Genomic DNA, 25,956 nt, shown 5'->3' with positions numbered 1-25,956 from the left:
GCTATATCGAATGCAGTTTTACGCAAAAACAACGTGGTATATTTTTCATCTTTGGCTATAATAGGAGAGATATGCTCACGTATAATAAAAATGGAGATAATAAAAATGGAGATATCTTTACAACGCGGAAGCGCTGCATAGCCACAACTGCGCTTCCCAAGCATCTTACGCGCCAGAAAGGATTTCAGATTTATATGATGCAGACCAAAACACAGGACATGGGCAGCGGCAGCATCCCGAAGCTGCTTGCCCAGCTCGCGATTCCGGCGGTCGTCGCCCAGATCGTCAACCTCCTCTATAACATCGTCGACCGTATCTACATCGGTCACATGGCAGACGTCGGTGCCCATGCACTGACCGGCGTCGGCCTCTTCGCACCGATCCTCATGCTGATCAACGCCTTCGCCATGCTGGCGGGTGCCGGTGGTGCACCGCGCGCCGCGATTTCGATGGGTGCGAAGGACCATGAAACGGCAGAGAAAATCGTCGGCAACTGCTTCGCCATCCTGATGCGCTTCGCCCTCGTGCTGACCATCGTATTTTATGCGCTCGCGCCGACCCTGCTTCGCCTCTTCGGTGCCAGTGCGGTCACGCTACCATATGCACTGGCTTACGCGCGCATTTACATCCTCGGCACCGTCTTCGTGATGACCGTGCTCGGCATGAACCCCTTCATCACGACCCAGGGCTTCGCAAAAATCAGTATGCTGACGACCGTCATCGGCGCCGTCATCAACATCATCCTGGATCCGATTTTCATCTTCGTACTGGGGATGGGTGTGCAGGGCGCAGCGCTCGCCACGGTGCTCAGTCAGTCGGTCGGCGCGGTCTGGATCCTCCGCTTCCTGACCGGAAAGCAGACCCTTCTGCACCTTCGCAGGGCGAATATGAAGCTCGACCCGAAGATCATCCTGCCGTGCCTGAGTCTCGGCATCTCCACATTCGTGATGCTGTCGACCGAGAGCCTGCTCTCGATCAGCTTCACCTCCAGCCTCGCGCGCTACGGCGGGGATGTTGCGGTCGGCGCGATGACGATCATCACCAGCGTCAGCCAGCTGGCGACACTGCCGATGCAGGGCATCTGCCAGGGCGGTCAGCCGATCATCAGCTTCAACTTCGGTGCGGGCAATGCAGACCGCGTGAAGAAAGCATTCGCCGCACAGTTTACGGCCTGCTTCAGCTATGCGACCCTATTCTGGGCGATCGTCATGCTGAAGCCACAGTTCTTCGCCGGCATCTTCACCAGCAATATGGAGCTTCGCAGCTATACATCCTGGGCACTCCGCATCTATATGGCCGGTATCTTCGCCTTCGGTGCGCAGATCGGATGCCAGCAGAGCTTCATGGCCCTCGGCCAGGCGAAGATCAGCCTGCTGCTCGCCTGCCTCCGAAAGATCGTCCTGCTGATCCCGCTCATCCTGATCCTGCCGCATTTCCTGTCGAATCAGGTCTTCTCCGTATTCCTCGCAGAGCCGGTGAGTGATCTCATCGCCGCCCTCGTCACCACCAGCTGCTTCATGCTGAAGTTTGATGGTATACTGAAGAAAGGCAGGACGAAATAAGAGGTAAGTTATGACTCTTTTACAGCTGAAATATGCGGTCACCGTCGCGAATACCGGCTCCATCACCGCCGGCGACGAGGCGGAATACATCGCAAAAATCATGTTTTACGTCGCCATAGAAAGGATGACCCTATGAAATTATTAAAGAATGCCAGCGTTTACACACCAGCGCCTCTCGGTAAAAGGGATGTGCTGATCGAGGGGGAGAAGATTCTTCGGATCGCGGAAGAAATCACAGGCTATGATGAACTTCCGGATGTCGAGGTCTATGATCTCTCGGGAAAAACCCTCGTGCCGGCCTACATCGATCTGCATGTCCATATCACCGGTGGTGGCGGAGAGCAGGGACCGGCATCCCGCGTACCGGAGTCTTCCCTCAGCACCTTTTTTAAGAACGGTATCACCACCGTCGTCGGACTGCTGGGTACGGACGGCATCACGCGAAGCCTCGAGAACCTGGTGGCGAAGGCCCGTGCACTGAGCGAGGAAGGCATGACGGTGTATACATTGACCTCGTCCTACGGCTACCCGCCGACGACGATCACCGGCAGTGTCGAGCGGGACATCGTCCTGATCCCGCCGATGATCGGTGTGAAGGTCGCGGTATCCGATCACCGAAGCTCGAATCCGGGCGGAGAGGAGCTGATCGCACTGGCGACGGCTGCACGCCGCGCCGGTCTGTTAAGCGGCACACCGGGGCTCGTGACGATGCATATGGGCAGCGGAAAAGCGACGCTGGATCCGATTTTCTACGTACTGGATCACTCGGATGTACCGGCGAAGAACCTGCTCCCGACGCATATGCTGCGATCCTCTGAGCTCATCGACGCCGGCGTGGCGCTCGTGAAGCGGGGTGGCTACATCGACTGCACCGCCGGCTCGGATGATGTGGCAGTGGAAGAGGATGCCATGAAGCTCTTTGATTTACTGCATCGCGAGGGTGTGAACCCGGATCATGTCAGCCTGTCAAGTGACGCCTACGGAAGCCAGCCGCGTTTTAATGAAGAAGGAGAGTGTGTGGGACTGACCTATGCGTCGCCGAAGTACCTGCATAAAACCATCCAGGCGCTGGTGCGCATGGGGATGCCGCTCGAGCAGGCGCTGAAGCTCCTGACGACCACACCGGCGACGATCCTCGCGCAGGATGGCCGAAAGGGATGCATCGCCGCAGGCGCCGACGCAGATCTCCTAGTACTGGATGAGGAGCTCGAGATCGACAGCCTCTTCGCGCGAGGACAGCTCGCGCTGTGGCAGAAGGAACTGCGCATGAAGGGCAGATTCGAGGAATAAGAGGTCGTATATGAGTGAATCCATCGTGAGAAAACACATCTATTTTTCCGGAGATGTCCAGGGTGTCGGTTTCCGTTTTCGCTCCTACTACATCGCGCAGTCACTGGGACTCACCGGCTGGGTAGAGAATATGTGGGACGGCCGCGTAGAGATGGAAGTGCAGGGCTCTGAAAGCGCGATTCAGGAACTGCTGGCCCGCATCCGGCAGCAGCGCTGGATCGACATAACAGATCTCGAGATGAGCGAGATTCCATGCGTAGAAGAGAGCGGATTTCATATCCGGTAACAGTTCAAACACTCCTCGGCTCACTTGGGAAGTTTGAGGCTGCTCCTCATTCGCCCACCCCATAGAGTTCAACGGATGTTTATACGTTTCGGTCCCGCCCCAGCTCATGAGGAGGCCTCAAACTGCTACATGTCCGATGCTGCAAAAAGTATTTACAAGCGCAGGCATGATAAGCTTCAAAAGTCATCATCATGCCTGCTTTAGGATGCTTGTCCATTTGAATTGCTGGATGTGCGTTTGTTTTTCTGCATCTGATGCTGCCGCGCGGGAATACGGATCGATTTTCAGGTGATTATTGCGCGCGGCCCGGAAATTTTCACTGGCAGATCGGGTGAAATAGATGAAAATCGATGATGCTATCCAATAACTGGTGGATTATGAAATAGTGGATAATATTAACACCATTTATCATTTTTGCGTACGATGCTAAAATATCCACGATTTCATAATCGGGCACATATTGGATAGTTTTCTGTAAAATCATACATACGCATATAAGCGCCCTATCCAATATCCCTGAATTTTTTAAATAGTGTATATGTATTTCAGGCTTCAGAGAAGAATTTCCATAAGCCGATATCCAATAAACCTTTATTTCTAAAATACTGGATACTCGAGCCCGGATTCATCTTATGAAATAAGGCCTTTTATATCCAGTATTTTCAAAATCTCCTAAGAGTGGATATTTTCCAGCCATCTTCGATTATTCCAGGCAAAAAACATATCCAGTATTTTCAAAATAAAGCCATATTGGATAGGAACATGACCATTTGAACACAGAGCCCCGCTTACCGTTAGCATCATACCCGTTTTTCGCGGTTTTGATACAGCATCACCCGCTTGGATTAACACAGGCGCCGATTTTTTGGTTTGCCTGCATGGGGTGGGCCAATATGTAAGTAGATAAAAGATATATGCCTGGGGTGGGCAGGCAAACAAAAAGAGGCGTCCGCTATGGACATCCTTTAAAAATCAGCAGGTTGAGAATTCACCCCGTTGAACAGTTTCCTTAGCAGTCAGAATAAAAATAATTTCTTTTCAGATTATTATTGACAAAGTGTTTTTTATTTCGTAGAATAAAGACAACAAAAGAAGAGATGCGATGGCGATGCTTCATCAATTCGATTCTTAACTCAGTGTAGTGCAGATGGTAGAAAGTCATAGGCGATGCTTCAATGATTCGAGATCTGCATTAAAAATTAAAGGGAGGGTAGCCCGATGGGATACAGAAGCCCGAATGATCAGTGAGGCCCCAGTACTAGTGAAGATGACTTGGTACTGGGGTTTTGCGTTGCTTCTTTTTTGTATTTTAAAAGGCACCCTCCGAGTGGAGAGTGCCTTTTTAAAAAGAAAAACTGCCGTGCAAGCAGATGTTTCCATCTGCTCGCGCGACAGTTTTTTCTTTTCGCCTATAGCGATATCTGCAAAGCCGAGCGGCTTATGCGTTCTGTTTTCTGCCTTATGCAGCAGCCTTGGTCTCGGCTGGAGTCTCAGCGGTGCCAGCATGGGCAGCGGCGTTCTGACCTGCGATACGGCCGAATACGGTGAAGTCTGCAACAGCGTTTCCGCCGAGACGGTTTGCACCGTGTACGCCTCCGGTAACCTCACCGGCAGCATAGAGACCTGGGATCACAGCATCCTGCTCATTCAGAACCTCGGTGGAGGTGTTGATCTTTACACCACCCATGGTGTGGTGAACACCAGCGGTAACCTTGATTGCATAATATGGAGCAGTGTCAAGTGGCTCTGCGAAGGAGGTACGGTTGAAGTCCGGATCCTTCTTGTCAGCGACATAGCCGTTCCACTTCGTCATGGTCTCCTCGAAAGCAGCAGCGTCTACGCCCATCGCCTCTGCGAGTGCCTTGTAATCCTCACCGGTAACGGTGTAGCCCTTCTTGATGTAGCCCTGGATAACGGCAGAAGCGTCTACCATCTTCTGGTCTACAACGAGCCATGAGTAGGAGTCGGTCTGTGCGATCTCTGCAGCAGATACGACATCACGTGTACCAACCTCATCGATGAAACGCTGACCCTCGGCGTTTACGAGGATCGCACCGTCACCACGGAGACCCTCGGTGATGAGTGCAGCGGTGTCATACTGAACGGTCGGGTGAATCTGGATCTGATCCATATCGACGGTAGCAGCACCGACCTCGGTTGCCATCTCGATACCCTGACCCTGGATTCCAGGTGCGTTGGTGGTCATAAAGCCCTTGAGCTCCGGCTTGTACTGCTCAACCATCGCAAGGTTTGCACCGAAACCACCAGATGTAAGAACAACAGAAGCAGCATTTACAGTTACGCTGTTGCCGGTCTTACCGGTTGCGTGGATACCAACTGCCTGATCGCCATCCATGAGGATCTTGTCAGCCGTTGTGTCGAGAAGAAGAGTGATGTTCTCACGATCTTCGATGTTCTTCTCGAGGATCGGGATGAGGTAAGCACCGACAGCGAGGGTCTTGCCGTTCTCATCTACCGGACGGTGGATACGCTTTACGGAAGCACCACCGAAAGAACCAACGTTGTGCATCTCTGCGCCGATGGTGTCGAGCCAGTCGATCGCATCTGCAGACTCACTGCAGAGGGTCTTTACGAGATCGAAGTTGTTCAGGCCCTTGCCACCGATCATGGTGTCCAGCTCGAAGAGCTCTACAGAATCGAAGTAACCGGTCGGGTTTGCCTGATAATCTGCGTACTGCTTCTCGACGGTCTCTGCAAGTGCGGTGATGTCCGCGTTATCTGCGTACTTCTCCTTCGCAGTTGCAAGCTTCGCCTCTACACCGGCATCCTCACCGAACTCGTTCTCATCCTGCCACTTGGTCTTCGCAGCATTGAGACCACCGGTTGCACGTACGGAGTTACCGCCGACCATCGCCTGGGACTCTACGAGCACAACGGTCTTACCAGCGTCTGCTGCCTCGATCGCTGCCGTCATACCGGCACCGCCGGCACCGACGATAACGACATCTGCGTCGAGTGTCTGATCCTCTGCCTTCGCAGCAGTGGCGATCTCGTTCTCGAAATCAGCCGGATCGAAGCCCGCGCTCTTGATCGCTGCCTTTACAGCCTCGATGATGGCGTTGGATGTATTGGTCGCACCGGAAACGGCGTCTACCTTTACGCTGTTGTTCTCAATCATCTTGCCCGGGATCTCCGCGATGGCCTTATCACCGATACCCTCGGTCTCCTGCTGCTCGGTAACCTCGATCTTGTAGAGCTTATCCTTCGTCATGGTAACCTCTACCGTTACGTCACCGTTGTTTCCCTTCGCTGTACCGGTCGCGGTCACAGCGTCTGCAGGAATCTCGCCTGCTGCCTCTGTCGCAGCAGCGGTGGTCGTTGCCTCTGTCGCAGCTGCCGTCGTCTCGGTCTTGCTGGAACCACACGCTGTCACCAGAAGGCTGGCAGCTGCTGCGAATCCAAGCACCAGATTCATTTTTTTCATGTCTTTTTCCTCTCTCTGTTTCTGCCAATGCTTCCACTTGACACCGGAGCCTATACGTAGTGGAGCGGCATAGATGCGCGCATCCGACTCCTTTTGATATTTTTTTATCATTGGCGTGGACTACTATAGCATAGAGTAAATTTTTAGTAAATCTATTTACTTACGAAATTAGCTTTAGTAAGTAAAAAAAGTTGTGCTTTTTAAATAAGCGCCTGTGTCAGCAGCAGGCGGGCGGCGCAGGATGTAGACATTGGCCCCTGGAGAAAAAGGGCTTGCGCATCACGGAGGGATTCGCTAGAATGTAGACGTAATCAAAAATAGTTCTTCAGGGCGAGGTGCGATTCCTCACTGGCGGTAAAGTCCGCGACCCTGCTCACCCGGGCAGGCTGAATCGGTGAAACTCCGGTACCAACAGTATAGTCTGGATGGAAGAAGAGTATAGTGATGACGATATCTCTGTCCCTGAGTGTATGCTCAGGGACTTTTTTATGCTGGCAGCGGGTTGATCCCGGCGGGCACAGCGATTTTACGTCGCCTCCTTACTCACTTGAAGAATCACGCGTGGCTTTCTGCATGGGACTTGGGCCTGCCTGACGCAGTCCCGGCGTGCCGGAAGAAACACAGTACACGAAATGTGGAGGAGAAACATCATGAAAGACGTAAAAAACACCCGTTACATCGCCGCGGTCGGTATCCTGTCCGCGATTGCCTTCGTGCTTCAGCTCATCGAGATCCCGGTCCCGATGTTCATGCCGACCTTTATCAAGTTTGACTTCTCGGATCTGCCGGCCCTGATCGGTGCCTTCGCGTATGGTCCGGTCGCTGGTATCCTGATCGAGCTCATCAAGAACCTCCTGCACTCGATGGCTTCCCAGAGCTTCGGTGTCGGTGAGATCTCCAACTTCATCCTCGGTGCCGTGATGACCGCGGTGGCCGGTGGCATCTACCAGCATAAGAAGACGAAGCAGGGTGCCATCCTCGGTTCCCTCGCCGGTGCTGTCGTGATGGGCCTCGTATCTGTTCCGTCCAACTACTTCGTTGTGTATCCGGTTTACTACAACTTCATGCCAGAGGAGGTCATCCTCGCAGCCTACCAGGCACTCATCCCATCGATGAAGAGCATCCTTCAGTGCCTCCTCTGCTTCAACCTTCCGTTTACGATCGTGAAAGGACTTCTTGACGTAGTGATCACATTTGTTGTATATCCTTATATCAGTCCGATTCTTCACGGAAGGAAATAATAGGTATATATGAAAGCACTGTTTTTTGATGTGGATGGCACACTGATCGATGAAGTAAAGCACGAGATCCCGGCGAGCACACTGGAAGCGCTCCGTCGCACACGTGAAAAAGGCAATAAAGTATTTATCAATTCGGGACGTACCGCCGGAATGCTGAAGCGTATCATGGAGATGGTCGAGGTCGACGGTTTCCTCTGTGGCTGTGGCACGGAGCTGATCTATGAAGGAGAGTCCATTTATTATAAGAAGCTTTCGCCTGCGATGAAGCAGCGCATCAAGGACGCATCCGACCGCTACGGTGTCCTCGTACACCTCGAGGGGCAGCATGGCTGGCACTGTCAGCCGTCAGAGAAGCTGCTCCGGGAACATCCGAGATATCAGGCGCTCTATGAGAACCTCGCGGGCTTCATCGGAATGGAAGGCGGCATCGATCCGACGCCGTACGACGGCGCGTACGAGATCTCGAAGTTCTGCATCGAGACGGATGACGGCGCCGAGTCCGGACATCCTTCGGATATGGAGGGCTTCCGGGAGGCGTTCGGAGATGAGTTTATCATCATCGACCGTGGACATGGCTTCTATGAGAATGTACCGATCGGGCACGGAAAGGGCGCGGCGGTCGATCGTATCCTCGATTATCTCCATCTGACGCGGGCGGATGCGTACGGCTTCGGCGACAGCTCGAACGACGAGGAGATGTTCCGGGCAGTCGGCCACCCGGTCGCGATGGGACAGCATGATCAGGTGCTCGAGGCCTATCATCCGTTCAACACGAAGCGGGTCGAGGAGGATGGGATCTTCTATGCGATGGAGCAGCTCGGGCTGCTGTGAGGTTCCGGAAGAGGTATGTACGAAACAGGTGCATACCTCTTCTTTTTTTGGTATAATTAATAGTTGTGCGATATTTTATGATATCTGTAAACGATGACATCATGCATTCGGACCATCGTGGTTAGGAGAAGAGACATGGCATTATTTGATTTTTTTGGAAGTAAGCGGAAGGCCGAGGCCGAGCAGAAGATAGAGGAGCAGAAGCAGGAGCAGCATGACGAGGCGGTGGCGCGTCAGCGGGAGGAGCATCCGGAGATGCACTGGCCGGTGATCACGCCGATCAACATGTTCGTGAAGAAGCCGGGCGAGACGCCGGCGGCGGGTTCAGCTGGATCAGGTGCGAACACAGCCGCGGGCAGTGAAAATGCGGCGGCAACGGCGAGCACCGTAAATGCAGGAAATGCTGAGCATACTGCCGAGGCTGCCAACACCGAAAATGCCGGAACGACCGCAGCTTCCGCAGCGACCACTGCGCAGCCGCAGCCGACGATTCTTTCGGATCCGCTGACGCCGGAGCGGAAGGACGAGGTGGGCGCGCTCGTGTATGAGCCGACACTGAAGCCGGATATGCTGAAGGAGCTGAATCTCCAGGAGACGCTTTTCCTCGAGGCGGCCCTTCTCATCGCCCACAAGCAGCATCCGCTTGACAACTACGATCAGAATCGTCAGGTGATCCGTAATCACTTCCTCGACATGGTCCGCGCGCAGGAGAAGATCTATGTGCTCTATGACGCACGCACCGGCTATCCGCTGCTCGACGGCAGCTTCGTCCTCATGTACCTCGACAAAGAGCATGCAGAGATCGCCGCGAAGCTCTATGCAGAGCAGCTCCGCTCCGTGAAAATCATCGAGGTGCCGGGTATGGCCGCAGAGCCGGCGCAGCACGACGGTAAGATCCAGATGAAGATTTTCGATTATCTTTTCTTCCTCGGAGCCGAGAACATCGTCATCGACAACGGCTGGTACAAGGGCTTCCTGCGCCGTTCGGAGATCTCCGCGCCGTTCTACATCAACGAGGATCCGGAGAAGATTCCGCCATACAACCCGGCGATTTCCTTCGCCCTCACCGATTACGTCGGCGAGCTCCGCTGGCCGGTACAGTACGGGAAGCGGAAGGAGCTGCTGCAGGCGAAGTTCAACTCCGTCATGAAGCTCGTGCCGAAGGGCACCTACCTCCTGCCCTTCCGTAACCTCGACGAGGATGCGGCCAATGCAGGCGACCCGAACGCAGATGGCGCTGCGGCAGAGCAGCCGGCGACCCCGACCCATGATGGTATGGCGAAGACGACCGATGCCGCTACGGAGTCCGCAGAAGCTGCGAAGAAGAACCATCGCGTGCAGCTTCCGATGGTGACACTGAATGGAAAGAATTTCATGCCGGTCTACACCGACATTTTCGAGTTTTCGAAGAAGTTTGCCAACAGCGGCTTCCGTCCGACACGTGCAGACTTCCAGACGATTTCCCGCTTCATGGGAAATTATGACGGCTTCATCATCAACCCGCAGGGACAGGCGATGGTGATCGAGCGCCAGAAGAACCCGAACCCGGGAAAGACACCGGCACAGGGCACGGGCGCAAAGGCCTAAGATAAGTGAACGATCGGAGCCGGGCGAGGGGCAGCATGCCCCGGAAGCGAAGCCGGCTCCGATCTTTGATTCTAAAAGATATGTGATCGCAGACACGGGTCGATCTGACGATGTGCTGCAGAAGAGGAGGGCAGGATGCTGAAACTCTATCTCGTACGCCATGGCGAAACGCTGTGGAATCAGGAAAACAGGGTACTGGGCCGGACCGACATCCCGCTGAACGAACGCGGCATCGCGCAGGCACAGGCACTCGGTACGAAGCTTGCCGACGTGCACTTCGATCATGTCTACTGCTCACCGCTCAGCCGGGCGAAGGAGACGGCGGCACAGATCGTCGCCGCACAGAAGGGCACGGGTACACCGGCACCGGTGGAGGCTGCCGAGCTCATCGAGATGAACTTCGGTACCTGTGAGGGACTGCTGCGGGATTCTGAGGCGTACCGGGTCGAAAAGCATCGCTACTTCGCTCGCTATCCGGAGGGGGAATCCTTCCTCGACATCGCTGCCCGCATCTACCCGTATCTCGAGAAGCTGCGTCGCGAGCACGATGGCGAAACCATCCTCCTCGTGACACATAACGGGATCTGCCGTATGATCACGAGCTATTTCCAGCCGATGTCAAACGAAGGCTTCGAAACCTTCACTCAGGGCAATGCAGAAGAGCAGATCTTCATCATGCCATAGAAAGAAAGGACGCCATTGACTGAATTATCTGAAGAAAATAAAAAGAATACAGCCGCCGGTACAGCAGAAGCACCGAAGTCGCTGCCTGTTTCTGACGTACAGGTAAACGATATGACCGAACAGCCGGCAGGCTCTCCGCCCATGGACGAACAGGAGCAGCAGAATCTACGCCTCGTATCCGAGATTCAGGCGAAGGCCGCGGCAGGTCAGTCCGCCCAGGCAGAGGAGACGGAACTCTTCGAGCGCAACCGCGGACTCGTGATTCACGCCGCACAGAAGTACGAAAAGCTCTTCAACCACACCCTCGGGCTCGATGATCTCGTAAATTCCGGAAGCATTGGCCTGATGACGGCCGCACGCAGCTACGACCCGGCGAAGGGCGCGAAGTTCTCGACCTACGCGACCTACTGGATCCGCGACAGCATCCTGAAGGAGATCTACAACACCGGCTTCAACATCCGGGTCTCGAATCATCAGTTCGAGCGGATCATGAAGGTGCAGGCCATCAAGAAGCGCTACGATCTCGAGCACCTCGAGGGGGATGCCATGATCGACGCCATCGTGCGCGATTCCGGGCTGAGCCGCGAGGAGGTGGAGCGCTGTCTGCAGCTCGATCAGGAGGTGCTGCGCCAGACCTCACTGAACACGAAGGTCGGAAACGATGATGGCGAAGCGACGGAGCTCGGCGATATCGCCGTATCGCCGGACAATGTCGAGGACCAGGTGCTCGATGAGCAGCAGATTCAGGAGCTTTATGATTCACTGGATCAGCTCAGCGAGGAGGACCGAAACACCCTCGTGCTCCGCTACGGTCTCTTTAACGGGAAGCGCCACACCCTGCGGGAGATCGCCGAGCTCTACCATGTGAGCCCGGAGGCGATCCGGCAGCGGGAGCAGCACGCGATCAAAACGATCCGAAACGCGATGAGCGGCGAGTAATCCGATATTTCATCAGGAGGGCTTCTATGATTACGATCGATCTCATCACCGGTTTCTTAGGTTCCGGTAAAACGACCTTTATCGAAAAGTACGCGCGCTGGCTCGTCGCGAAGGGCGAGCGTGTCTGCATCCTCGAGAATGACTACGGGGCAATCAATATCGACCGCGTCCTGCTGCAGGACCTCCTCGGGCCAAACTGCGAGCTCGAGATGGTGGTCGGCGGCGATGGGGCCGTAGCGCATCAGCGACGTTTCCGCACGAAGCTTATCAGCATGGCGATGCTCGGCTATACCCGCGTCCTCGTGGAACCGAGCGGGATCTATGATATCGATGAGTTCTTCGACTCGCTCTATGAGGAGCCGCTCGACCGCTGGTACGAGGTGGGCTCGGTGCTCACCATCGTCGACGCCCGGCTCGATCCGGGCCTCTCACCTGCGTCCCGCTATCTGCTCGCCTCGGAGGCCGCAGGTGCTGGAAAAATCATCCTCAGTAAGCTGCCCGTCACATTGTCGACACCGAAACACGACAAAGCGCGGCCAGAGGCGAACCGCACTGCGGGTATCGACACTGGTCGCAGAAATGACCGCCGACAGCGCGCGATGACCGCACCGGTCGACAACATTGACCAGCACCCAGAGCGTGCGCAGAACGATGTAATCGCACAGACGCTCGCGATCCTGAATCAGGTGATGGAAGAGGTGCAGTGCGCGCGTCGCTTCGCATATCCCGCCGATGTCCTCGCGAAGCCATGGGATCAGCTCGAGGATAGCGATTTCCAGATGCTCGAAGCCGCCGGCTACCGGCACGTCAGCTTCCTGAAGAAGGCCGTCGCCGAGGAGGATGCGTACCAGTCGCTCTTCTATATGCATTATGAAACGACGCCGGAGGACCTGCAGGCGCGTGTGCTGAAGCTCCTCGCAGATCCCGCTGCCGGCCACGTCCTCCGCATCAAGGGCTTCTCCAGTGGCTTCGAGCTGAACGTCACAAAGGACGAACGTCATTTCAGGCCGCTTACCGCGCCGACCGAGGACGTCATCATCGTCATCGGAGAAGGACTCCGGAAGGACATCGTCGCCGGCTACTTCCCGGGTGCTGTCACCGTCTGATACCGAAAGCTGAAAACTGACTATTTGAGGAAAGTACGAACTATGTTAAAATAGTTAGTACTTTTTTTGATGCAGTGCAACACAGGCATCTTAATATATGTGAGGGAGGAACGTACGATGGCTTGTACGACGATTTTAGTAGGTAAAAACGCGAGCTATGATGGCTCGACGATGATCGCCCGGAACGATGATTCCGGTGCGGGAAAGTTCACAGCGAAGAAGTGGGTTGTGATGGAGCCGTCCCAGCAGCCGCGGGTATACCGCTCGGTGCTGAGCCATGTGGAGATTCCGCTGCCGGAGAATCCGCTCCGCTATACCGCGATGCCGAACGCCGTGAAGGGGGAGGGCATCTGGGCGGCTGCCGGCGTGAACAGTGAGAACGTCGCGATGACCGCCACTGAGACCATCACCTCGAATGCACGTGTACTCGGTGCTGATCCGCTCGTCACCTTCGAGCCGGGCGATGAGCATACACCGGAGAAGGCCGGCGGGATCGGCGAGGAGGATATCGTCCTCCTGGTCCTTCCGTATATCCACTCTGCTCGCGAGGGCGTCGAGCGTCTCGGCAGCCTGCTCGCGCAGTACGGCACCTATGAGATGAACGGCATCGGCTTCCAGGATGTGAATGAGATCTGGTGGCTCGAGACCATCGGCGGACACCACTGGATGGCACGTCGCGTACCGGATGACCAGTATGTCATCATGCCGAACCAGCTCGGCATCGATCACTTCGATTTCGAGGATGCCCTCGGTGCGCAGAAGGAGTTCATGTGCTCCGCGGATCTCCGTGCGTTCGTGGAGAAGAATCATCTGAATCTGAATCAGGGCGACGCCTTCAATCCACGACTCGCCTTCGGCAGCCACGACGATTCTGACCACACCTACAACACCCCACGTGCCTGGGCGCTGTTCCGTTACTTCAACCCGCGCACGTACCGCTGGGATGGCCCGGACGCAGACTTCACCCCGGTGAGCGACGACCTCCCATGGTCCCTCGTGCCGGAGCATAAGATCACGGTGGAAGAGGTGAAGTGGGCGCTTTCAAACCACTATCAGGGCACCCCATATGATCCGTATCGGAAGCACGGGGACAAGTCGCTCTGCGGCACCTACCGGACCATCGGCATCAACCGCACGAGCTTCATGGCCTGTCTCCAGCTCCGCCCATACGTACCGGCCGAGCTTCAGGCGATCGAGTGGATCTGCTACGGCTCCAACGCATTTAACGCATTTGTACCATTTTATGCCAATGTTGACGGAACCCCGGCGTATATGAACAGCACCACCGCACAGGTGTCCACCGACAGCTTCTACTGGGCGAGCCGGATGATCGCGGCCCTGTCGGACGCTGCCTACAGCTACACCTCCTCCCACATCGAACGCTACCAGAATAAGGTAGCCATCGCCGGTCACCGCCTGATCCGGGAGTATGACCAGCGCTTCATGGACACGAAGGACACAACGCTCGAGGAGGCCAATGAGGCCATCGCCGAGATGCTTCGGAGAGAGACGGACGACGTGCTGGACAAGGTACTGTATGAGGCCAGCATGCATATGAAGAACGCGTTTGCGCGTTCGGATGCATAAGCCGCCTGATAAACTGCGATATGAGGCCAGCATGCACATGAAGAACGCGTTCGCGCGCTCGGATGCATAAACGTATACGATACAGACTGCCGGAGAGAGCGATTTCTCCGGCAGTGGTATCTCAGGCGATGTGACGATGTAACGCAGGAAGCATTGGCCTGAAAAACATGGATTTAAGTAATAGGTAAGGAATGAACGAAGATAGAATTTTCAGAGAAGAACAGGCGCATCTGACGGAGCAGTACGGAAAGCTCGCGCGGATGAAGGAGCAGATGGAGGCCGAGCTCGTCGATCTCCAGCGACAGGCACAGGAGGAGAAGAACACGGTCGCGGATGACCTCCAGTACGACTTCGTCGGCATCGAGGAGTCACAGGAGACACTGATCGAGTTTGAGACCATGAGCCGTGCCGTCGAGGAGCTCAATATCTCGAGCCGGACGGTATCGATGGGGCTGCAGCGCGTGAACCGCCTGCTGCCGCGTCCGTACTTCGCGCGCATCACCGTGCAGTTCCCGGAGGAGACGGAAGAGGAGAGCTTCTATATCGGCTCGTCCTCGGTGTCAAACGAGCATCATGAGCCGGAGATCATCGACTGGCGAAGCCCGATCGCGGAGGTGTACTACAACCAGGCGCTGGGCGAGACCTCCTATATGGTCGATGGACGTAAGATCCCGGTGGACCTGAAGCTTCGCCGGCAGTTCGATCTGGAGCGCGATGTGCTGAAGGCCTACTTCGACACGAAAATCGCGCTGGAGGATCCACTGCTGATCCACTCGCTTACGAAGAAGCGGAGCGATAAGATGCAGTCCATCACGGAGACGATTCAGAAGGAGCAGAACCTCATCATCCGCTATCCGGACGTGCCGGTGCTGCTCGTGCAGGGCATCGCGGGTTCCGGTAAGACCTCCGTGCTGCTGCAGCGTATCGCGTATCTGTTCTACCGCCGCCGGCATACCCTGCGGCAGAACCAGGTGGCGCTCATCACGCTGAATCCGGTCTTCCAGCAGTACATCGACCACGTGCTGCCGGAGATGGGTGAGGCGAATCCAGTGACCATGACCTGGTCCGACTTCCTCGATGATCTCGGGGTGAAGAGCCTCGGCGAGGCGGATATCACGGAAGCGGATGCGCTGCACCAGATCGATGAGGGCCTGGTGGGCTTCTCTATCGAGGCGAAGCATCTCCACAATATCAATCTGAAGCGTGCACGTGTGCTCGATAAGCAGCAGATTCTCGGTGTGCTTCGCCGCCATAAGGGAACCTCATCCACGACCTGGCTGATCCAGACTGCGGTGGAGGAGCTCGAGGAGCTCGCACGCAGCAACGCACAGAAGCAGGAAAAGAAGAAGCACGATCAGGGCCTCGACGATCTCTATGACGAGGAGCCGGATGAGAGCCAGATGGGTGGTGTCTATGAGAAGATCCGAAACCTCGACTGGCTCGATATGGAGGCCATCGGTCAGTCGATTCTCGGAAAGGACGATCTGACGCCGGCGGAGTTCAGCTACCTCAAGATGACGCTGACCGGCACCTCGGATCGCAACACTCGTTACGTGATCGTCGATGAGGTGCAGGATTACACAGAGGCGCAGCTCATGCTGCTCGCACGCTACTTCCGTAACGCGCACTTCATGTTCCTCGGCGATGAGTTCCAGTCGATCCACAGTGGTACGGCGAGCTTCGCGGATATCCGCCGGATGTTTACGGAGCAGGGTAAGGAGGTGACGGAGCTCTCGCTGATGACGAGCTATCGTTCCTCACCGGAGATCACGAAGCTCTTCACGAGCCTGCTGCCGCAGGAGATTCGGATCCAGACGAATTCCGTGCAGCGGGAGGGTGTGGAGCCGACGGTGCTGGCCTGCGCCGACCACGAGACCTACGTGGAGGAGCTGCGTCGTGTGATCCGGGAGAACGACCGCACGGAGGGGCTCACGGCGATCGTATGCTGCGACTGGACCGGCATCAATATGATGCGTCGGACACTCGGGGACGACACGCCGCACATCATCCGCTCCTATGAGGCACTGCCGAAGAGTGGTGTGGTGATGATGGAGCTGAAGCTCGCGAAGGGGCTCGAATTCGATACCGTCATCCTGCCGGATGTGTCGGTGCGGGATTATCCGGACCGGGCGCTGTACCGGCACCGGCTGTATACCGCGGAGTCGCGCGCGACGGAGAAGCTGATCATCCTGGCGGATGGGGAGCTGTCGCCGCTGGTTCATGTATAATCACCGGAGGGGAGACATCGAAATCACAGTATAATTCCCCCTCCGGCATATACACGTCGAATCATATATTGTATTCAACAAACGTCTGTGCTATTATATTTTTATTAACTGAACTATTATGCGAAAACGGAGCGAGAAATGGAAGAGATTCTGGAAGGACTAAATAAAGCGCAGCTGGAGGCGGTGACGTCGACGGAGGGCTTCGTGCGTGTGATCGCGGGGGCGGGATCCGGGAAGACGCGGGCGCTGACGCATCGTTTCGCGTATCTCGTGACGGAGCTCGGGGTGCTGCCGGGAAACATCCTCTGTGTGACCTTCACGAACAAGGCGACCAACGAGATGCGGCAGCGGATCCATCAGCTGACGGGCGATAATGATACGGGCTATATCAGCACCTTCCATGGTTTCTGTGTGAACATCCTGCAGGAGGACAGCCATGCGATCGGCTATCCGAAGAGCTTCATGGTGCTCGATAACAGCGACATCGATGAGATGCTGAAGATCATCTATGAGGAGCGGGGGCTCACGCTCCGGGATACGACCTTCGCGAGCGCACGGGATATGTTTGAGATGCGGAAGTGTCTCACGGAGCCGGGCTACTTCCTCGACATGATCGCGCTCCCGATCGATGAGCTGCATGAGAAGTATCTCCAGGCAACCGAGGTGAATGACATCCTCTTTTACGGCTATCTCTACCAGGAGCGGAAAACCTTTGCGGTCGACTACAACGATCTCATCATCCTGAGTCTCTACATCTTCCAGGAGCATCCGGACATCGCGGAGAAGTGGCAGAAGCGGCTCATGTACATCCAGATCGACGAGTTCCAGGACATCGATCCGCTGCAGTACCGGCTCATGGAGGTGCTGTGCGCCTACCACCATAACCTCTTCATCGTGGGCGATCCGGACCAGACCATCTACACCTGGCGCGGTGCGAACGTGAAGTACCTGCTGGACTTTGATCAGCATCATCCGGGCACGCAGACGATCATGATGATGGAGAATTACCGTTCGACGCCGCAGATCCTCCGGGTGGCCAATGCTCTGATCCGGAAGAACAGGAAGCGGATCGAGAAGGAGCTGCTCCCGATGCTTCCCGATGGCGTACCGGTCGTCTGTCATCTCGCAGAGGACAGCACGAAGGAAGCCGAGTGGATGGTGAAAAACATCGAAACCCTGCATCAGATGGGCGTCGCTTATAACGAAATGACGGTCATGTACCGGGCGCACTATGTCACGCGGACGATCGAGGAGGTGCTTCTTCGATCGAAGATTCCGTACACGATCTACTCCGGTGTGCAGTTTTTCGGGCGCATGGAGATCAAGGACGCACTGTGCTATCTGCGCATGATCGTCTATAAGGATGATCTCAGCTTCCGACGCATCGCGAATGTCCCGAAGCGGAATCTCGGTGTGCGCCGTATGAAGTTCCTCGAGGAGTACACGGAGCACCACGGAGGCACACTGTATGACGCCCTCGTGAAGAACCTGGAGCATGAGATCTTCCGGGGCACGAAGGCGCGGGAATTCGTCGCACTCATCGAGAAATATGCGACGATCTATGCAGAGCGGACGATCTCCGAGGTGCTGACGAGCATCCTGCATGAGTCCGGCTACGAGAAGCTGCTGCGCACGGAGGGCGCGCAGAACCGTCTCGATAATCTCGCGGAGCTCAAGCAGGCGGTGTTCTCCTTCGAGACGAGCGCCGGCGAGGAGACGGATCTCGAAGCGTACCTGAAGAGCGTTGCGATGCTCAGCAATATGGATATCGCGGACAGCCACGACCGCGTGAAGCTCATGACGGTCCATACCGCGAAGGGCCTGGAGTTTCCATACGTCTTTCTCTGCAGCATGAGTGAGGGTATCTTCCCGTCGAAGAAGGTGAACACCCTCGAAGGCATGGAAGAGGAGCGGCGCCTCGCGTTCGTCGCGATCACACGTGCCGAAAAGGGACTCTATCTCTCCGAAGCTGCCGGCCGGAATTTCGATGGTTCGCCGCGCTATCCGTCGCGCTTCATCCTGGACATCGACCGGGACCTCCTGCACTTCACCGAGGCACCGAAGGCAGGGCTTCTGAAGGAGGCGGAGAGCTATATCCAGCTGGTCGACAGCCACTTCCGGCGCAGTGACGATGCCGCGGTCTTTCACATTGGCGACCGCATACGACACCGCGCCTTCGGACTCGGTACGATCCAGGAGGTGGACCTCGACCAGTCGGCCTACACGATCCGCTTCGACGACCTCCCGACGGAGCGCCGGCTGAGTCTCCGCGTGAAGATGGAGAAGGTGGAAGAGTGAGTGCCGTAAATTTGTTATAAGTCAAGGCAGGGGATCCGGAGAGGCGGCAAACGAAGCACAGTACTCCGTTTGCCGCCCCTCCGGTCCCCTTCCTAAGCTGTGCTTCGAAATCAAGATATGCTATACTAGAGTAATTCTATCTACAGGAGGAAAATCCATGCTCCAGATCAATACAGCATTTACGAGGGATCCGCAGGCGGATGCCTACATCCGTGACTTCATCAACGATCGGGTGATGTCCCTTCTGATCAACGATATCGAGTGGGCGGCGGGCCAAAGCTATCTCAAGGTGCGGCCGGACGATGAGGAATACCAGGAGAACATCCACTTCTACTTCCCGGATCACTATGATCGAGAGGATGGCGCAACGGCGTTTCTGAATCTGCTGAAGGGTGTGAAGTCGAAGGATCCGTTCATCCCGAACATCTACGAGGAGTATGCGCTCCACGCGGCGATCCACAGCTACATCCATAACTGCGAGGATAAGGGACTGAGTCCGGCGCGTCCGATGCCGCAGGAAGCCCGTCAATATGTTATAAATGTACTGAAAAACGAGTACCTCACCGACGAGGAGAAGGATGAGATGGACCCGGATGTCCGGCTCGCCAGCTTCGAGGATATGTATGACTACGACGATTTTCTGACCTTTAATATGGATTATGCGATGCTCGACCATATGACGGAGGAGGAGATCGACGCTGCACGAGAGCCGAAGGACTGATCTGTCCGGCGTTCGTCGAGCAGCTCGTTTATCCGCGCCCTGGGTGCGAGGATGCGGCGGATCCAGATGGGTCGCTGCGGACATATAACAAAATAACGGTATGTTTTGCAAGCCCGGAAAATCGCTGATTCCGGGCTTGCTCTTATCAGAATGGAGAGAGTACGCATGTTTAATCCAGATTATCAGCTGGGCCTTGACACCGCGCTTCTGAAGCAGCGGGATCTGGTTCGTTTTTTCGATATCGACGGGGTGCTGTCGGTGTATGCCTATGGAGCAGATGGTATCAACGCGGTACGCGACGAGGCGTTCGATGCCTTCATGGAAACCCATGACCTCTATCAGTACGCAGCTGCGCCGGTCTTTATAAAAGAGTACATCGAGCAGTATACGACGCCGACGCTGAACTATGTGGTGAGTCAGTCCGGCACCGAGGCGCAGGACCAGCAGAAGCTCGCGTTTCTCAAGCGCTGCTATCCTGGCCTGTTCCCGGAGGACCATATCCTGTTTACACGGAGCGATGTGAAGGCGGAGGCTGTGCGGGAAGCGCTGGAAAAGAACCATCAGGGACTCGAGACACCGCATCTGTTCATCGATGACAGCGCAGGCGTCCTCGATAAGCTGCAGCTCGCCGGCATCCGCGCGGTGCACGTTTCGAGCCTGCTTTTACTTGCGACACTGCGCGAAAACGCATAAAATAGAAGTAAATCAATGCGTGCCGGGCACGTATCGAGTCTGCTTCTGTTTATGGCGCTTCACAGAAGCAGACAAAGGGGATAGAAAAACAGAATATAAAGGGGCGTTCCAGGATGGATGGTGCTATTACCATCCGGGAAGGAGTATGTATGAAGCAGTTACGTGAAGACATTCGTGTGTTAACCCATGCCGCGATCCGGCTCGTGCTGAAGGACGAGCATCATGAGGATGTCGTGATCTACTGTGACCCGTTTCACCTCGTGGAAACCACAGCCGATGCCGATCTCATCCTCGTAACGCATGCGCACTATGACCACTATTCGGTCGAGGACATCGCGAAGGTACGGAAGAGTGGCAGTGAAGCGATCTACCCGGCCTCGATGCGCGGGGAGACCGGGAATTCCGGTATCGACGATGCGCAGGAGCATTTTCTCGCATGGAACGAGAGCCTGGATTTCCGTGGCATAAAGATCACCGCTATCCCGGCCTATAATCCGGAGAAGCGCTTCCACCCGGCGGCACAGCAGTGGATCGGCTATCTGCTCGATGATGGTACACGTCGCATCTATATCGCCGGCGATACCGACATCACGCCGGAAGCCGAGGCGGTACGCTGCGATGTCGCGCTGCTTCCGATCGGCGGTACCTATACCATGAACGCACATGAAGCGGCGACACTGGCCGTCATCCTGCGCCCGCAGCTGGTCATCCCGACACACTACGGCTCCGTCGCCGGAGAGCCGGAGGACGAGGAGGTCTTCCGTCAGGCCGTCGGAAAATCCGCACCGATGGTGCATGTCGAGATCCGTATGGAGCGCTACGCGTAAAAAAGTTAAGAATCATCTTAAGAATTTCATAATGAGACATTTCGCTTTTCTTCAAGCACTTCGGAACAGATTCCGTTATGATAAAGATGCTTGAGAAAGACATCAGGCACAATCCTTTTTTAAAACTAAATCCTTTATAATTAATCCCGGTTGCTTCCCGGGATTTTTTATGTCCAAATTTTCTACGAAAATTTGGACATAAAAAATATTATCATATATATAAAATAATTTTTATGCTCTTTCTTCCAAACTGTCTTGTAAAGATTTCTCTTTCCTCATAAAATAGCAAGGCTGTCTAAAAATATCAGCATGTTCATCTGCGCTGCAGATGATCTGTAGCAATATAATTCACACGACTCAGGTCGTCTTTATCGTTTCAGGTTATTCAATGGCTAAAATTAATACACAGAACACAAAAGGTAACAAGAATCTCATCATCAAAATCAATGGACGCGATGGCTCCAGTACGGTGATTAAGCAGGAGACGGAGCAGCTGCTGGAGGATGCATACAGCGACGAGCTCGAAAACGAAGCAGACATGGAGAACGGGCTGGAGCTTTCCGATGAGCTGACGCAGGTGGCCGTCGACGAGGATGAAGATGTGAGCGATGAGGACCTCGAGGAAGAGGAGCTTTCCGATGAGGATCGCGAAGCACGAACCCTCGATATGGAAGCACTCGCAAACCTCGAGAATGTATCCGCTGATGATCCGGTTCGTATCTATCTGAAGGAAATCGGAAGCTACCCGCTGCTGACACCGGAGGAGGAGCTCGACCTCGCGAATCGCTGCAAGAACGGCGACCTGTATGCGCGTCAGCGCCTCATCGAGTGCAACCTCCGTCTGGTTGTTTCCATCGCGAAGCGCTTCACCGGACGTGGCATGAGCTTCCTGGATCTCATCCAGGAGGGCAACATGGGTCTCATGCGTGGTGTCGAGAAGTTCGAGCCGGAGCGTGGCTTCAAGCTTTCCACCTATGCGACCTGGTGGATCCGTCAGGCGATCGCGCGTGCCCTCGCCGATCAGTCGAGAACCATCCGTGTGCCGGTACATATGGTTGAGCTCATCAATAAGATCAAGAAGACCTCCCGTCAGCTGGCGCTGACCCTCGGTCACGAGCCGACCACTGCCGACATCGCCGAGTACCTGAACATCCCGGAGGAGCGTGTACAGGAGGTCGTCAACTACGATGCCGGTCCTGCTTCCCTCGACAGTAAGGTCGGTGAGGATGAGGATTCTGATCTCGGCTCCTTCATCGCCGACGAGAAGATCATCTCCCCGGAGCAGAACGTGACGAACGTGATGATGAAGGAACAGGTCGAGAAGATCCTCTGTAACCTTTCAGAGCGTGAGCGTGAGGTCCTGGAGATGCGTTACGGTCTCGTCGATGGACGTGAGCGTACCCTCGAGGAGATCGGTACCATGTACCATGTCACACGTGAGCGTATCCGTCAGATCGAGAACAAGGCACTTCGTAAGCTGCAGAATCCGAAGTACAAGCGCGAGCTGGAAGGCTTCCTGGAGAATAACTGATTCACGAACCGGACTTTCTGTTATAATGGCAGAAAGGCCGGTTTTTTCACACCAGGCGATCAAACGCCCGAAACAGATAACAGATTTACGGTATCCAATGCATACACTCGTGCACCCGCCGGATGGCCTGCGGATCTGCGATATGCGATGGAAACAGCGGACCCATCACGGGAACGCATAGCATTCGCTGCGGCGATATGCGTATGCGATGGAAACATTGGCTCATAAAACATGAACCAGCATATAGAGAAAGAAAGGTACGATATGAACGATTTCAGAAAACGCTCCGGTCAGCCGAAAAAGTCAGGCGCAGCAGCGAAGCGCGGACAGGGAAAGAACGGCAGAACCGCTTCCGCAAACGGCTTCAGCAGCCCGCGAAAGAGCAGTGGCGCAGCGAGCACGAAGCCTTATTACCAGACGAAGCTCCAGGGCCGCACAGGTGCGCAGCCGGGCGACTACGTCATCATCTCAGACGGAAAGCAGGAGATCACGACCCGTGTGAACCTCGCGAGCCACCCGTTCTGTAAGAAGAAGGTCGGCGACCGCGTCACCATCAAGGCCGTCGAGTGGACGCTCGTCCGCATCCTCTACCAGGGCAGCGAAGCCTACCATAAGGTCTTCGACGCCGACACGCAGCGCGAACACTTTGGGTACTAATCCATGAGCATCGTCTCCTATTGCTAAAGGAAGGAAATCATGTCTATTTACGAATATATCTGTGATCATCTGACGCCGTCCGGCACGCTGCCGGCGGATTTCAAGCTGCCGGGCCGCACACCGGCGGAGGCGAGCAGCTCCCACAGCGCACTCTCCGACATGCAGCTCGTCGATGGTGCGCTGGACGGCATCGCGCTGTTCCACGGCCCGTCCGAGGAGGCCGACTGTACGCCGCTCGCGGATCTCATAAGCTCGACCTCCATGGGCGACACCGAGAGCATTCAGGCGGCCATCGAGGCGTATTTCGCGCCGTCCACGGGCCACCGTATGCTTCCGCTCGAAGCCCCGCTTCTTCAGTGGACAAGCGACCATACGGACGCGGTCAATGCAGACGGGCTGTTTGCATTGGCCGCAAATCTCCTCGTGACGACGGAAAGCTGTGAGTGTGTGAAGCTCGCCCTCGTGCTGTTCTCGATGCTCGACACCGACGACAACGACGCGGTGAAGGACGCGGTCCGCACACTGGCGCTCTCCGACGAATTCACGCTCTTCGCGATTCATGTCGCGGAGACCTGGCAGGACGCCGAAGAGGAGATCCTCCGCTTCGGACAGCAGGTGCACGGCTGGGGCCGCATCCACGCCGTCGAGCATCTGGAGGCGAAGAGCGGCCGCGTGAAGGACTGGCTCTTCCATGAGGGCGTGCACAACACGATCGGTGCCGCCTACTCCGCGCGCACCGTGGCCGATAAGATCCACCTCGCAACCGTCCTCACGAACCCGGCCTTTAACGACGACGATTTCGTGCTCGCCAGCGCCATCCTGGACGGTCTCCTCGATGAATCGAGCATGCAGGGCATCACCGCCATGCCGGACCGCACACAGCTCCTCGATGGCTATCTTCACCAGGCGAGACGCTGCCGCATGAGCGAGCAGACGCTGAACACCGTGCTGAGCGTGCGCGATTACCTCGATCAGAACATCTTCCAGGGCAGCGGTAAGCTCCACGAGCGTGCCGAGGAGATCCTGCATACCGACGACATCCGCAGCTTCGTCCAGGAGCTCCTCGCAAAGGGACAGGGCTTCCGTACCGCCTGCCGCATGGGCATCCAGTGCACCGATGAGATGCTGCACGCGATGGACACGGAGTTCAATGCTTACGCCGATCTCGTCGATGTCCTCCCGAAAGACAATGACACACTTCGGAAGCTGCTCGACATCTACCGCCGCCACCTGCCACTCGCGATGATGGCCTCCGGTCCGCGTGACCAGCTGGGCATCGGCGAAGCCTACCGCCCGTACCATCAGCTGAGCTACCTCGTACAGAACCTCGCTGACAGCACAGGAGAGGGCGAGGACCTCGTCATCAGCGCTCTCCGCTGCCCGGTCAATGCCAACCGACAGATGGCTCTGAACGTCCTCGAAAGCTGGTGTAAGGACGGCTACGAGCCGGGAGACGCGATGCGCGCCGCACTGCAGGAGATTCTCACATCCGAGCCATGCGACGACATCCGGGCACAGCTCGAAGCACTGAAGTACTGATGAAAACGCTGATGCATATCGGAGAATACAGAGACGACATCGTAGCACAACTCGAAGCATTGAAGTACTGATGAACGTTCTGATGCATATCGGAGAATGCAGAGACAGAACCAGCCAGATCTGAAAAGATAACAAATTTACGGTCATAAAAGATAACAAAAAGACGGTATGGATTGTATTCATACCGTCTTTTTGTTATCTTTTCATCGCTTATAACATAATTACGGTAGAAAAGTGCCTACAACTGGACCGTGCGTATCGACCGTAAATCTGTTATCTTTCGACCGTCATCGCGTTATAAGCGAAGCAGGTACCGTAATTTTGTTATACGGTAAAAACGCCAAAAGAATCGCGTGAAAATCGTGAAACTGCTGATTTTTTACCGGAAAATGTCTGAAAAGAAACAGACCACGGCGGACCTGCAGTAGAAATTTCGCTTTTCAGTCCGGCTTTCAGCGCGAAAAAGGGATAACACAGCCCCCGGATCCGGCTGGAAAAACCCCCTCGCAGGCGCTTCGGCGCATACCGTAAATCTGTTAGAAGCTGCCGTCTTTCTGTTACAGCTCACCGTAAATTCGTTATGCCTTACCATCAAAATGTTATCTTTGTGGATAAAAAACGACGCAATTCTGTGCTTTCACCCCTTGTATATATATATAAATATATTAAATATTAAATAAGCAAAATAAAAAATTAAACGAAAATCAAATAGCAAGGCGCGCGCGTGGGTGGGAATCGCAGGTTCAGAAACGCCACCCGCAGGAGATATAACATAATTACGGTCATTATGGACGACAAATCGAGGTCTGAATTATAACAAAATTACGGTCATTGATTTTTACCCCGCAGCGTTTTACTATATTGACATATCATTGCACCGACCTAAAGGGTAAGAATCGTGTAG

The 25,956-nt window shown here is 55.3% G+C and carries 20 protein-coding genes and 1 riboswitch; of the genes, 19 read left to right on the top strand and 1 reads right to left on the bottom strand.

What is annotated here, in order from left to right:
• Positions 1-194: 194 nt before the first annotated feature.
• The 4 genes from ACTNC3_RS04655 to ACTNC3_RS04640 are packed head-to-tail and all read left to right on the top strand — an operon-like array spanning position 195 to position 3,138.
• Positions 195-1,562, top strand: coding sequence for an MATE family efflux transporter (locus ACTNC3_RS04655; RefSeq protein WP_441226629.1), 1,368 nt, complete (start codon positions 195-197; stop codon positions 1,560-1,562).
• Between the two features lie 10 nt (positions 1,563-1,572).
• The gene (locus ACTNC3_RS04650) at positions 1,573-1,698 is read left to right on the top strand and encodes a hypothetical protein (RefSeq protein ID WP_441226628.1); all 126 of its coding nucleotides are present in this window, start codon (positions 1,573-1,575) and stop codon (positions 1,696-1,698) included.
• Positions 1,695-2,852 (top strand): beta-aspartyl-peptidase, encoded by a 1,158-nt coding sequence (iadA, locus tag ACTNC3_RS04645; protein WP_441226627.1) that lies wholly within the window; start codon positions 1,695-1,697, stop codon positions 2,850-2,852. Before ACTNC3_RS04650 ends, iadA begins: the two co-directional genes overlap by 4 nt.
• Before the next feature lie 10 nt (positions 2,853-2,862).
• Complete coding sequence (locus tag ACTNC3_RS04640) at positions 2,863-3,138, top strand: acylphosphatase (RefSeq protein WP_410043991.1); 276 nt, start codon at positions 2,863-2,865, stop codon at positions 3,136-3,138.
• Positions 3,139-4,597: 1,459 nt separating this feature from the next.
• Here ACTNC3_RS04640 and ACTNC3_RS04635 read toward each other — a convergent pair.
• Entirely contained in the window at positions 4,598-6,583 is a 1,986-nt protein-coding gene (locus ACTNC3_RS04635; RefSeq protein ID WP_441226626.1) for a flavocytochrome c, read from the bottom strand.
• 317 nt (positions 6,584-6,900) lie between these two features.
• Positions 6,901-7,024, top strand: a riboswitch (FMN riboswitch).
• 209 nt (positions 7,025-7,233) lie between these two features.
• Here ACTNC3_RS04635 and ACTNC3_RS04630 point away from each other — a divergent pair.
• The 15 genes from ACTNC3_RS04630 (at position 7,234) to ACTNC3_RS04560 (ending at position 25,052) form a co-directional block, all read left to right on the top strand.
• The gene (locus ACTNC3_RS04630; RefSeq protein ID WP_410043993.1) at positions 7,234-7,824 is read left to right on the top strand and encodes an ECF transporter S component; all 591 of its coding nucleotides are present in this window, start codon (positions 7,234-7,236) and stop codon (positions 7,822-7,824) included.
• 9 nt (positions 7,825-7,833) lie between these two features.
• Positions 7,834-8,655, top strand: coding sequence for an HAD-IIB family hydrolase (locus ACTNC3_RS04625; protein WP_441226625.1), 822 nt, complete (start codon positions 7,834-7,836; stop codon positions 8,653-8,655).
• 135 nt (positions 8,656-8,790) lie between these two features.
• A complete protein-coding gene (locus ACTNC3_RS04620; protein WP_441226624.1) occupies positions 8,791-10,242 on the top strand; it encodes an SseB family protein in 1,452 nt (483 codons plus the stop codon).
• A 135-nt stretch (positions 10,243-10,377) separates the two neighbouring features.
• On the top strand, positions 10,378-10,926 hold the full coding sequence (locus ACTNC3_RS04615) for a histidine phosphatase family protein (RefSeq protein WP_410043996.1): 549 nt from the start codon (positions 10,378-10,380) through the stop codon (positions 10,924-10,926).
• A 15-nt stretch (positions 10,927-10,941) separates the two neighbouring features.
• On the top strand, positions 10,942-11,865 hold the full coding sequence (locus tag ACTNC3_RS04610; RefSeq protein ID WP_410043997.1) for a sigma-70 family RNA polymerase sigma factor: 924 nt from the start codon (positions 10,942-10,944) through the stop codon (positions 11,863-11,865).
• Between the two features lie 26 nt (positions 11,866-11,891).
• Positions 11,892-12,971 carry a GTP-binding protein gene (locus tag ACTNC3_RS04605; RefSeq protein WP_441226623.1) on the top strand — a complete coding sequence of 360 codons (1,080 nt, stop codon included), beginning with the start codon at positions 11,892-11,894 and terminating at the stop codon, positions 12,969-12,971.
• Between the two features lie 117 nt (positions 12,972-13,088).
• Positions 13,089-14,558 carry a C69 family dipeptidase gene (locus ACTNC3_RS04600; RefSeq protein ID WP_441226622.1) on the top strand — a complete coding sequence of 490 codons (1,470 nt, stop codon included), beginning with the start codon at positions 13,089-13,091 and terminating at the stop codon, positions 14,556-14,558.
• A 191-nt stretch (positions 14,559-14,749) separates the two neighbouring features.
• Positions 14,750-16,786, top strand: a complete 2,037-nt coding sequence (locus ACTNC3_RS04595) for a HelD family protein (protein WP_441226621.1) — start codon at positions 14,750-14,752, stop codon at positions 16,784-16,786.
• A gap of 138 nt (positions 16,787-16,924) precedes the next feature.
• Complete coding sequence (locus ACTNC3_RS04590) at positions 16,925-19,084, top strand: ATP-dependent helicase (protein WP_441226620.1); 2,160 nt, start codon at positions 16,925-16,927, stop codon at positions 19,082-19,084.
• Between the two features lie 157 nt (positions 19,085-19,241).
• Positions 19,242-19,805, top strand: a complete 564-nt coding sequence (locus ACTNC3_RS04585; RefSeq protein WP_410044002.1) for a hypothetical protein — start codon at positions 19,242-19,244, stop codon at positions 19,803-19,805.
• A gap of 165 nt (positions 19,806-19,970) precedes the next feature.
• Positions 19,971-20,498, top strand: coding sequence for a hypothetical protein (locus ACTNC3_RS04580; RefSeq protein ID WP_410044003.1), 528 nt, complete (start codon positions 19,971-19,973; stop codon positions 20,496-20,498).
• Positions 20,499-20,647: 149 nt separating this feature from the next.
• Positions 20,648-21,325 carry an MBL fold metallo-hydrolase gene (locus tag ACTNC3_RS04575; protein ID WP_441226619.1) on the top strand — a complete coding sequence of 226 codons (678 nt, stop codon included), beginning with the start codon at positions 20,648-20,650 and terminating at the stop codon, positions 21,323-21,325.
• 388 nt (positions 21,326-21,713) lie between these two features.
• Complete coding sequence (locus ACTNC3_RS04570) at positions 21,714-22,856, top strand: sigma-70 family RNA polymerase sigma factor (RefSeq protein ID WP_441226618.1); 1,143 nt, start codon at positions 21,714-21,716, stop codon at positions 22,854-22,856.
• Positions 22,857-23,120: 264 nt separating this feature from the next.
• The gene (locus ACTNC3_RS04565; protein WP_410044006.1) at positions 23,121-23,513 is read left to right on the top strand and encodes a hypothetical protein; all 393 of its coding nucleotides are present in this window, start codon (positions 23,121-23,123) and stop codon (positions 23,511-23,513) included.
• Positions 23,514-23,552: 39 nt separating this feature from the next.
• Complete coding sequence (locus ACTNC3_RS04560; RefSeq protein WP_441226617.1) at positions 23,553-25,052, top strand: hypothetical protein; 1,500 nt, start codon at positions 23,553-23,555, stop codon at positions 25,050-25,052.
• The last annotated feature ends 904 nt before the right edge of the window (positions 25,053-25,956 follow it).

This window comes from Oribacterium sp. HCP3S3_B9, assembly GCF_052064255.1.
Classification (GTDB): domain Bacteria; phylum Bacillota; class Clostridia; order Lachnospirales; family Lachnospiraceae; genus Oribacterium.
The sequence above is the reverse complement of the archived record's forward strand: the minus strand, read 5'-3'. Positions and strand labels throughout refer to the sequence as shown.

Excerpts from the sequence above, each read along its gene's own strand:
- ACTNC3_RS04655 (WP_441226629.1), top strand. The coding sequence starts at position 195 with ATGATGCAGACCAAAACACAGGACATGGGCAGCGGCAGCATCCCGAAG.
- ACTNC3_RS04650 (WP_441226628.1), top strand. The coding sequence starts at position 1,573 with ATGACTCTTTTACAGCTGAAATATGCGGTCACCGTCGCGAATACCGGC.
- iadA (WP_441226627.1), top strand. The coding sequence starts at position 1,695 with ATGAAATTATTAAAGAATGCCAGCGTTTACACACCAGCGCCTCTCGGT.
- ACTNC3_RS04640 (WP_410043991.1), top strand. The coding sequence starts at position 2,863 with ATGAGTGAATCCATCGTGAGAAAACACATCTATTTTTCCGGAGATGTC.
- ACTNC3_RS04635 (WP_441226626.1), bottom strand. The coding sequence starts at position 6,583 with ATGAAAAAAATGAATCTGGTGCTTGGATTCGCAGCAGCTGCCAGCCTT.
- ACTNC3_RS04630 (WP_410043993.1), top strand. The coding sequence starts at position 7,234 with ATGAAAGACGTAAAAAACACCCGTTACATCGCCGCGGTCGGTATCCTG.
- ACTNC3_RS04625 (WP_441226625.1), top strand. The coding sequence starts at position 7,834 with ATGAAAGCACTGTTTTTTGATGTGGATGGCACACTGATCGATGAAGTA.
- ACTNC3_RS04620 (WP_441226624.1), top strand. The coding sequence starts at position 8,791 with ATGGCATTATTTGATTTTTTTGGAAGTAAGCGGAAGGCCGAGGCCGAG.
- ACTNC3_RS04615 (WP_410043996.1), top strand. The coding sequence starts at position 10,378 with ATGCTGAAACTCTATCTCGTACGCCATGGCGAAACGCTGTGGAATCAG.
- ACTNC3_RS04605 (WP_441226623.1), top strand. The coding sequence starts at position 11,892 with ATGATTACGATCGATCTCATCACCGGTTTCTTAGGTTCCGGTAAAACG.
- ACTNC3_RS04600 (WP_441226622.1), top strand. The coding sequence starts at position 13,089 with ATGGCTTGTACGACGATTTTAGTAGGTAAAAACGCGAGCTATGATGGC.
- ACTNC3_RS04595 (WP_441226621.1), top strand. The coding sequence starts at position 14,750 with ATGAACGAAGATAGAATTTTCAGAGAAGAACAGGCGCATCTGACGGAG.
- ACTNC3_RS04590 (WP_441226620.1), top strand. The coding sequence starts at position 16,925 with ATGGAAGAGATTCTGGAAGGACTAAATAAAGCGCAGCTGGAGGCGGTG.
- ACTNC3_RS04585 (WP_410044002.1), top strand. The coding sequence starts at position 19,242 with ATGCTCCAGATCAATACAGCATTTACGAGGGATCCGCAGGCGGATGCC.
- ACTNC3_RS04580 (WP_410044003.1), top strand. The coding sequence starts at position 19,971 with ATGTTTAATCCAGATTATCAGCTGGGCCTTGACACCGCGCTTCTGAAG.
- ACTNC3_RS04575 (WP_441226619.1), top strand. The coding sequence starts at position 20,648 with ATGAAGCAGTTACGTGAAGACATTCGTGTGTTAACCCATGCCGCGATC.
- ACTNC3_RS04570 (WP_441226618.1), top strand. The coding sequence starts at position 21,714 with ATGGCTAAAATTAATACACAGAACACAAAAGGTAACAAGAATCTCATC.
- ACTNC3_RS04565 (WP_410044006.1), top strand. The coding sequence starts at position 23,121 with ATGAACGATTTCAGAAAACGCTCCGGTCAGCCGAAAAAGTCAGGCGCA.
- ACTNC3_RS04560 (WP_441226617.1), top strand. The coding sequence starts at position 23,553 with ATGTCTATTTACGAATATATCTGTGATCATCTGACGCCGTCCGGCACG.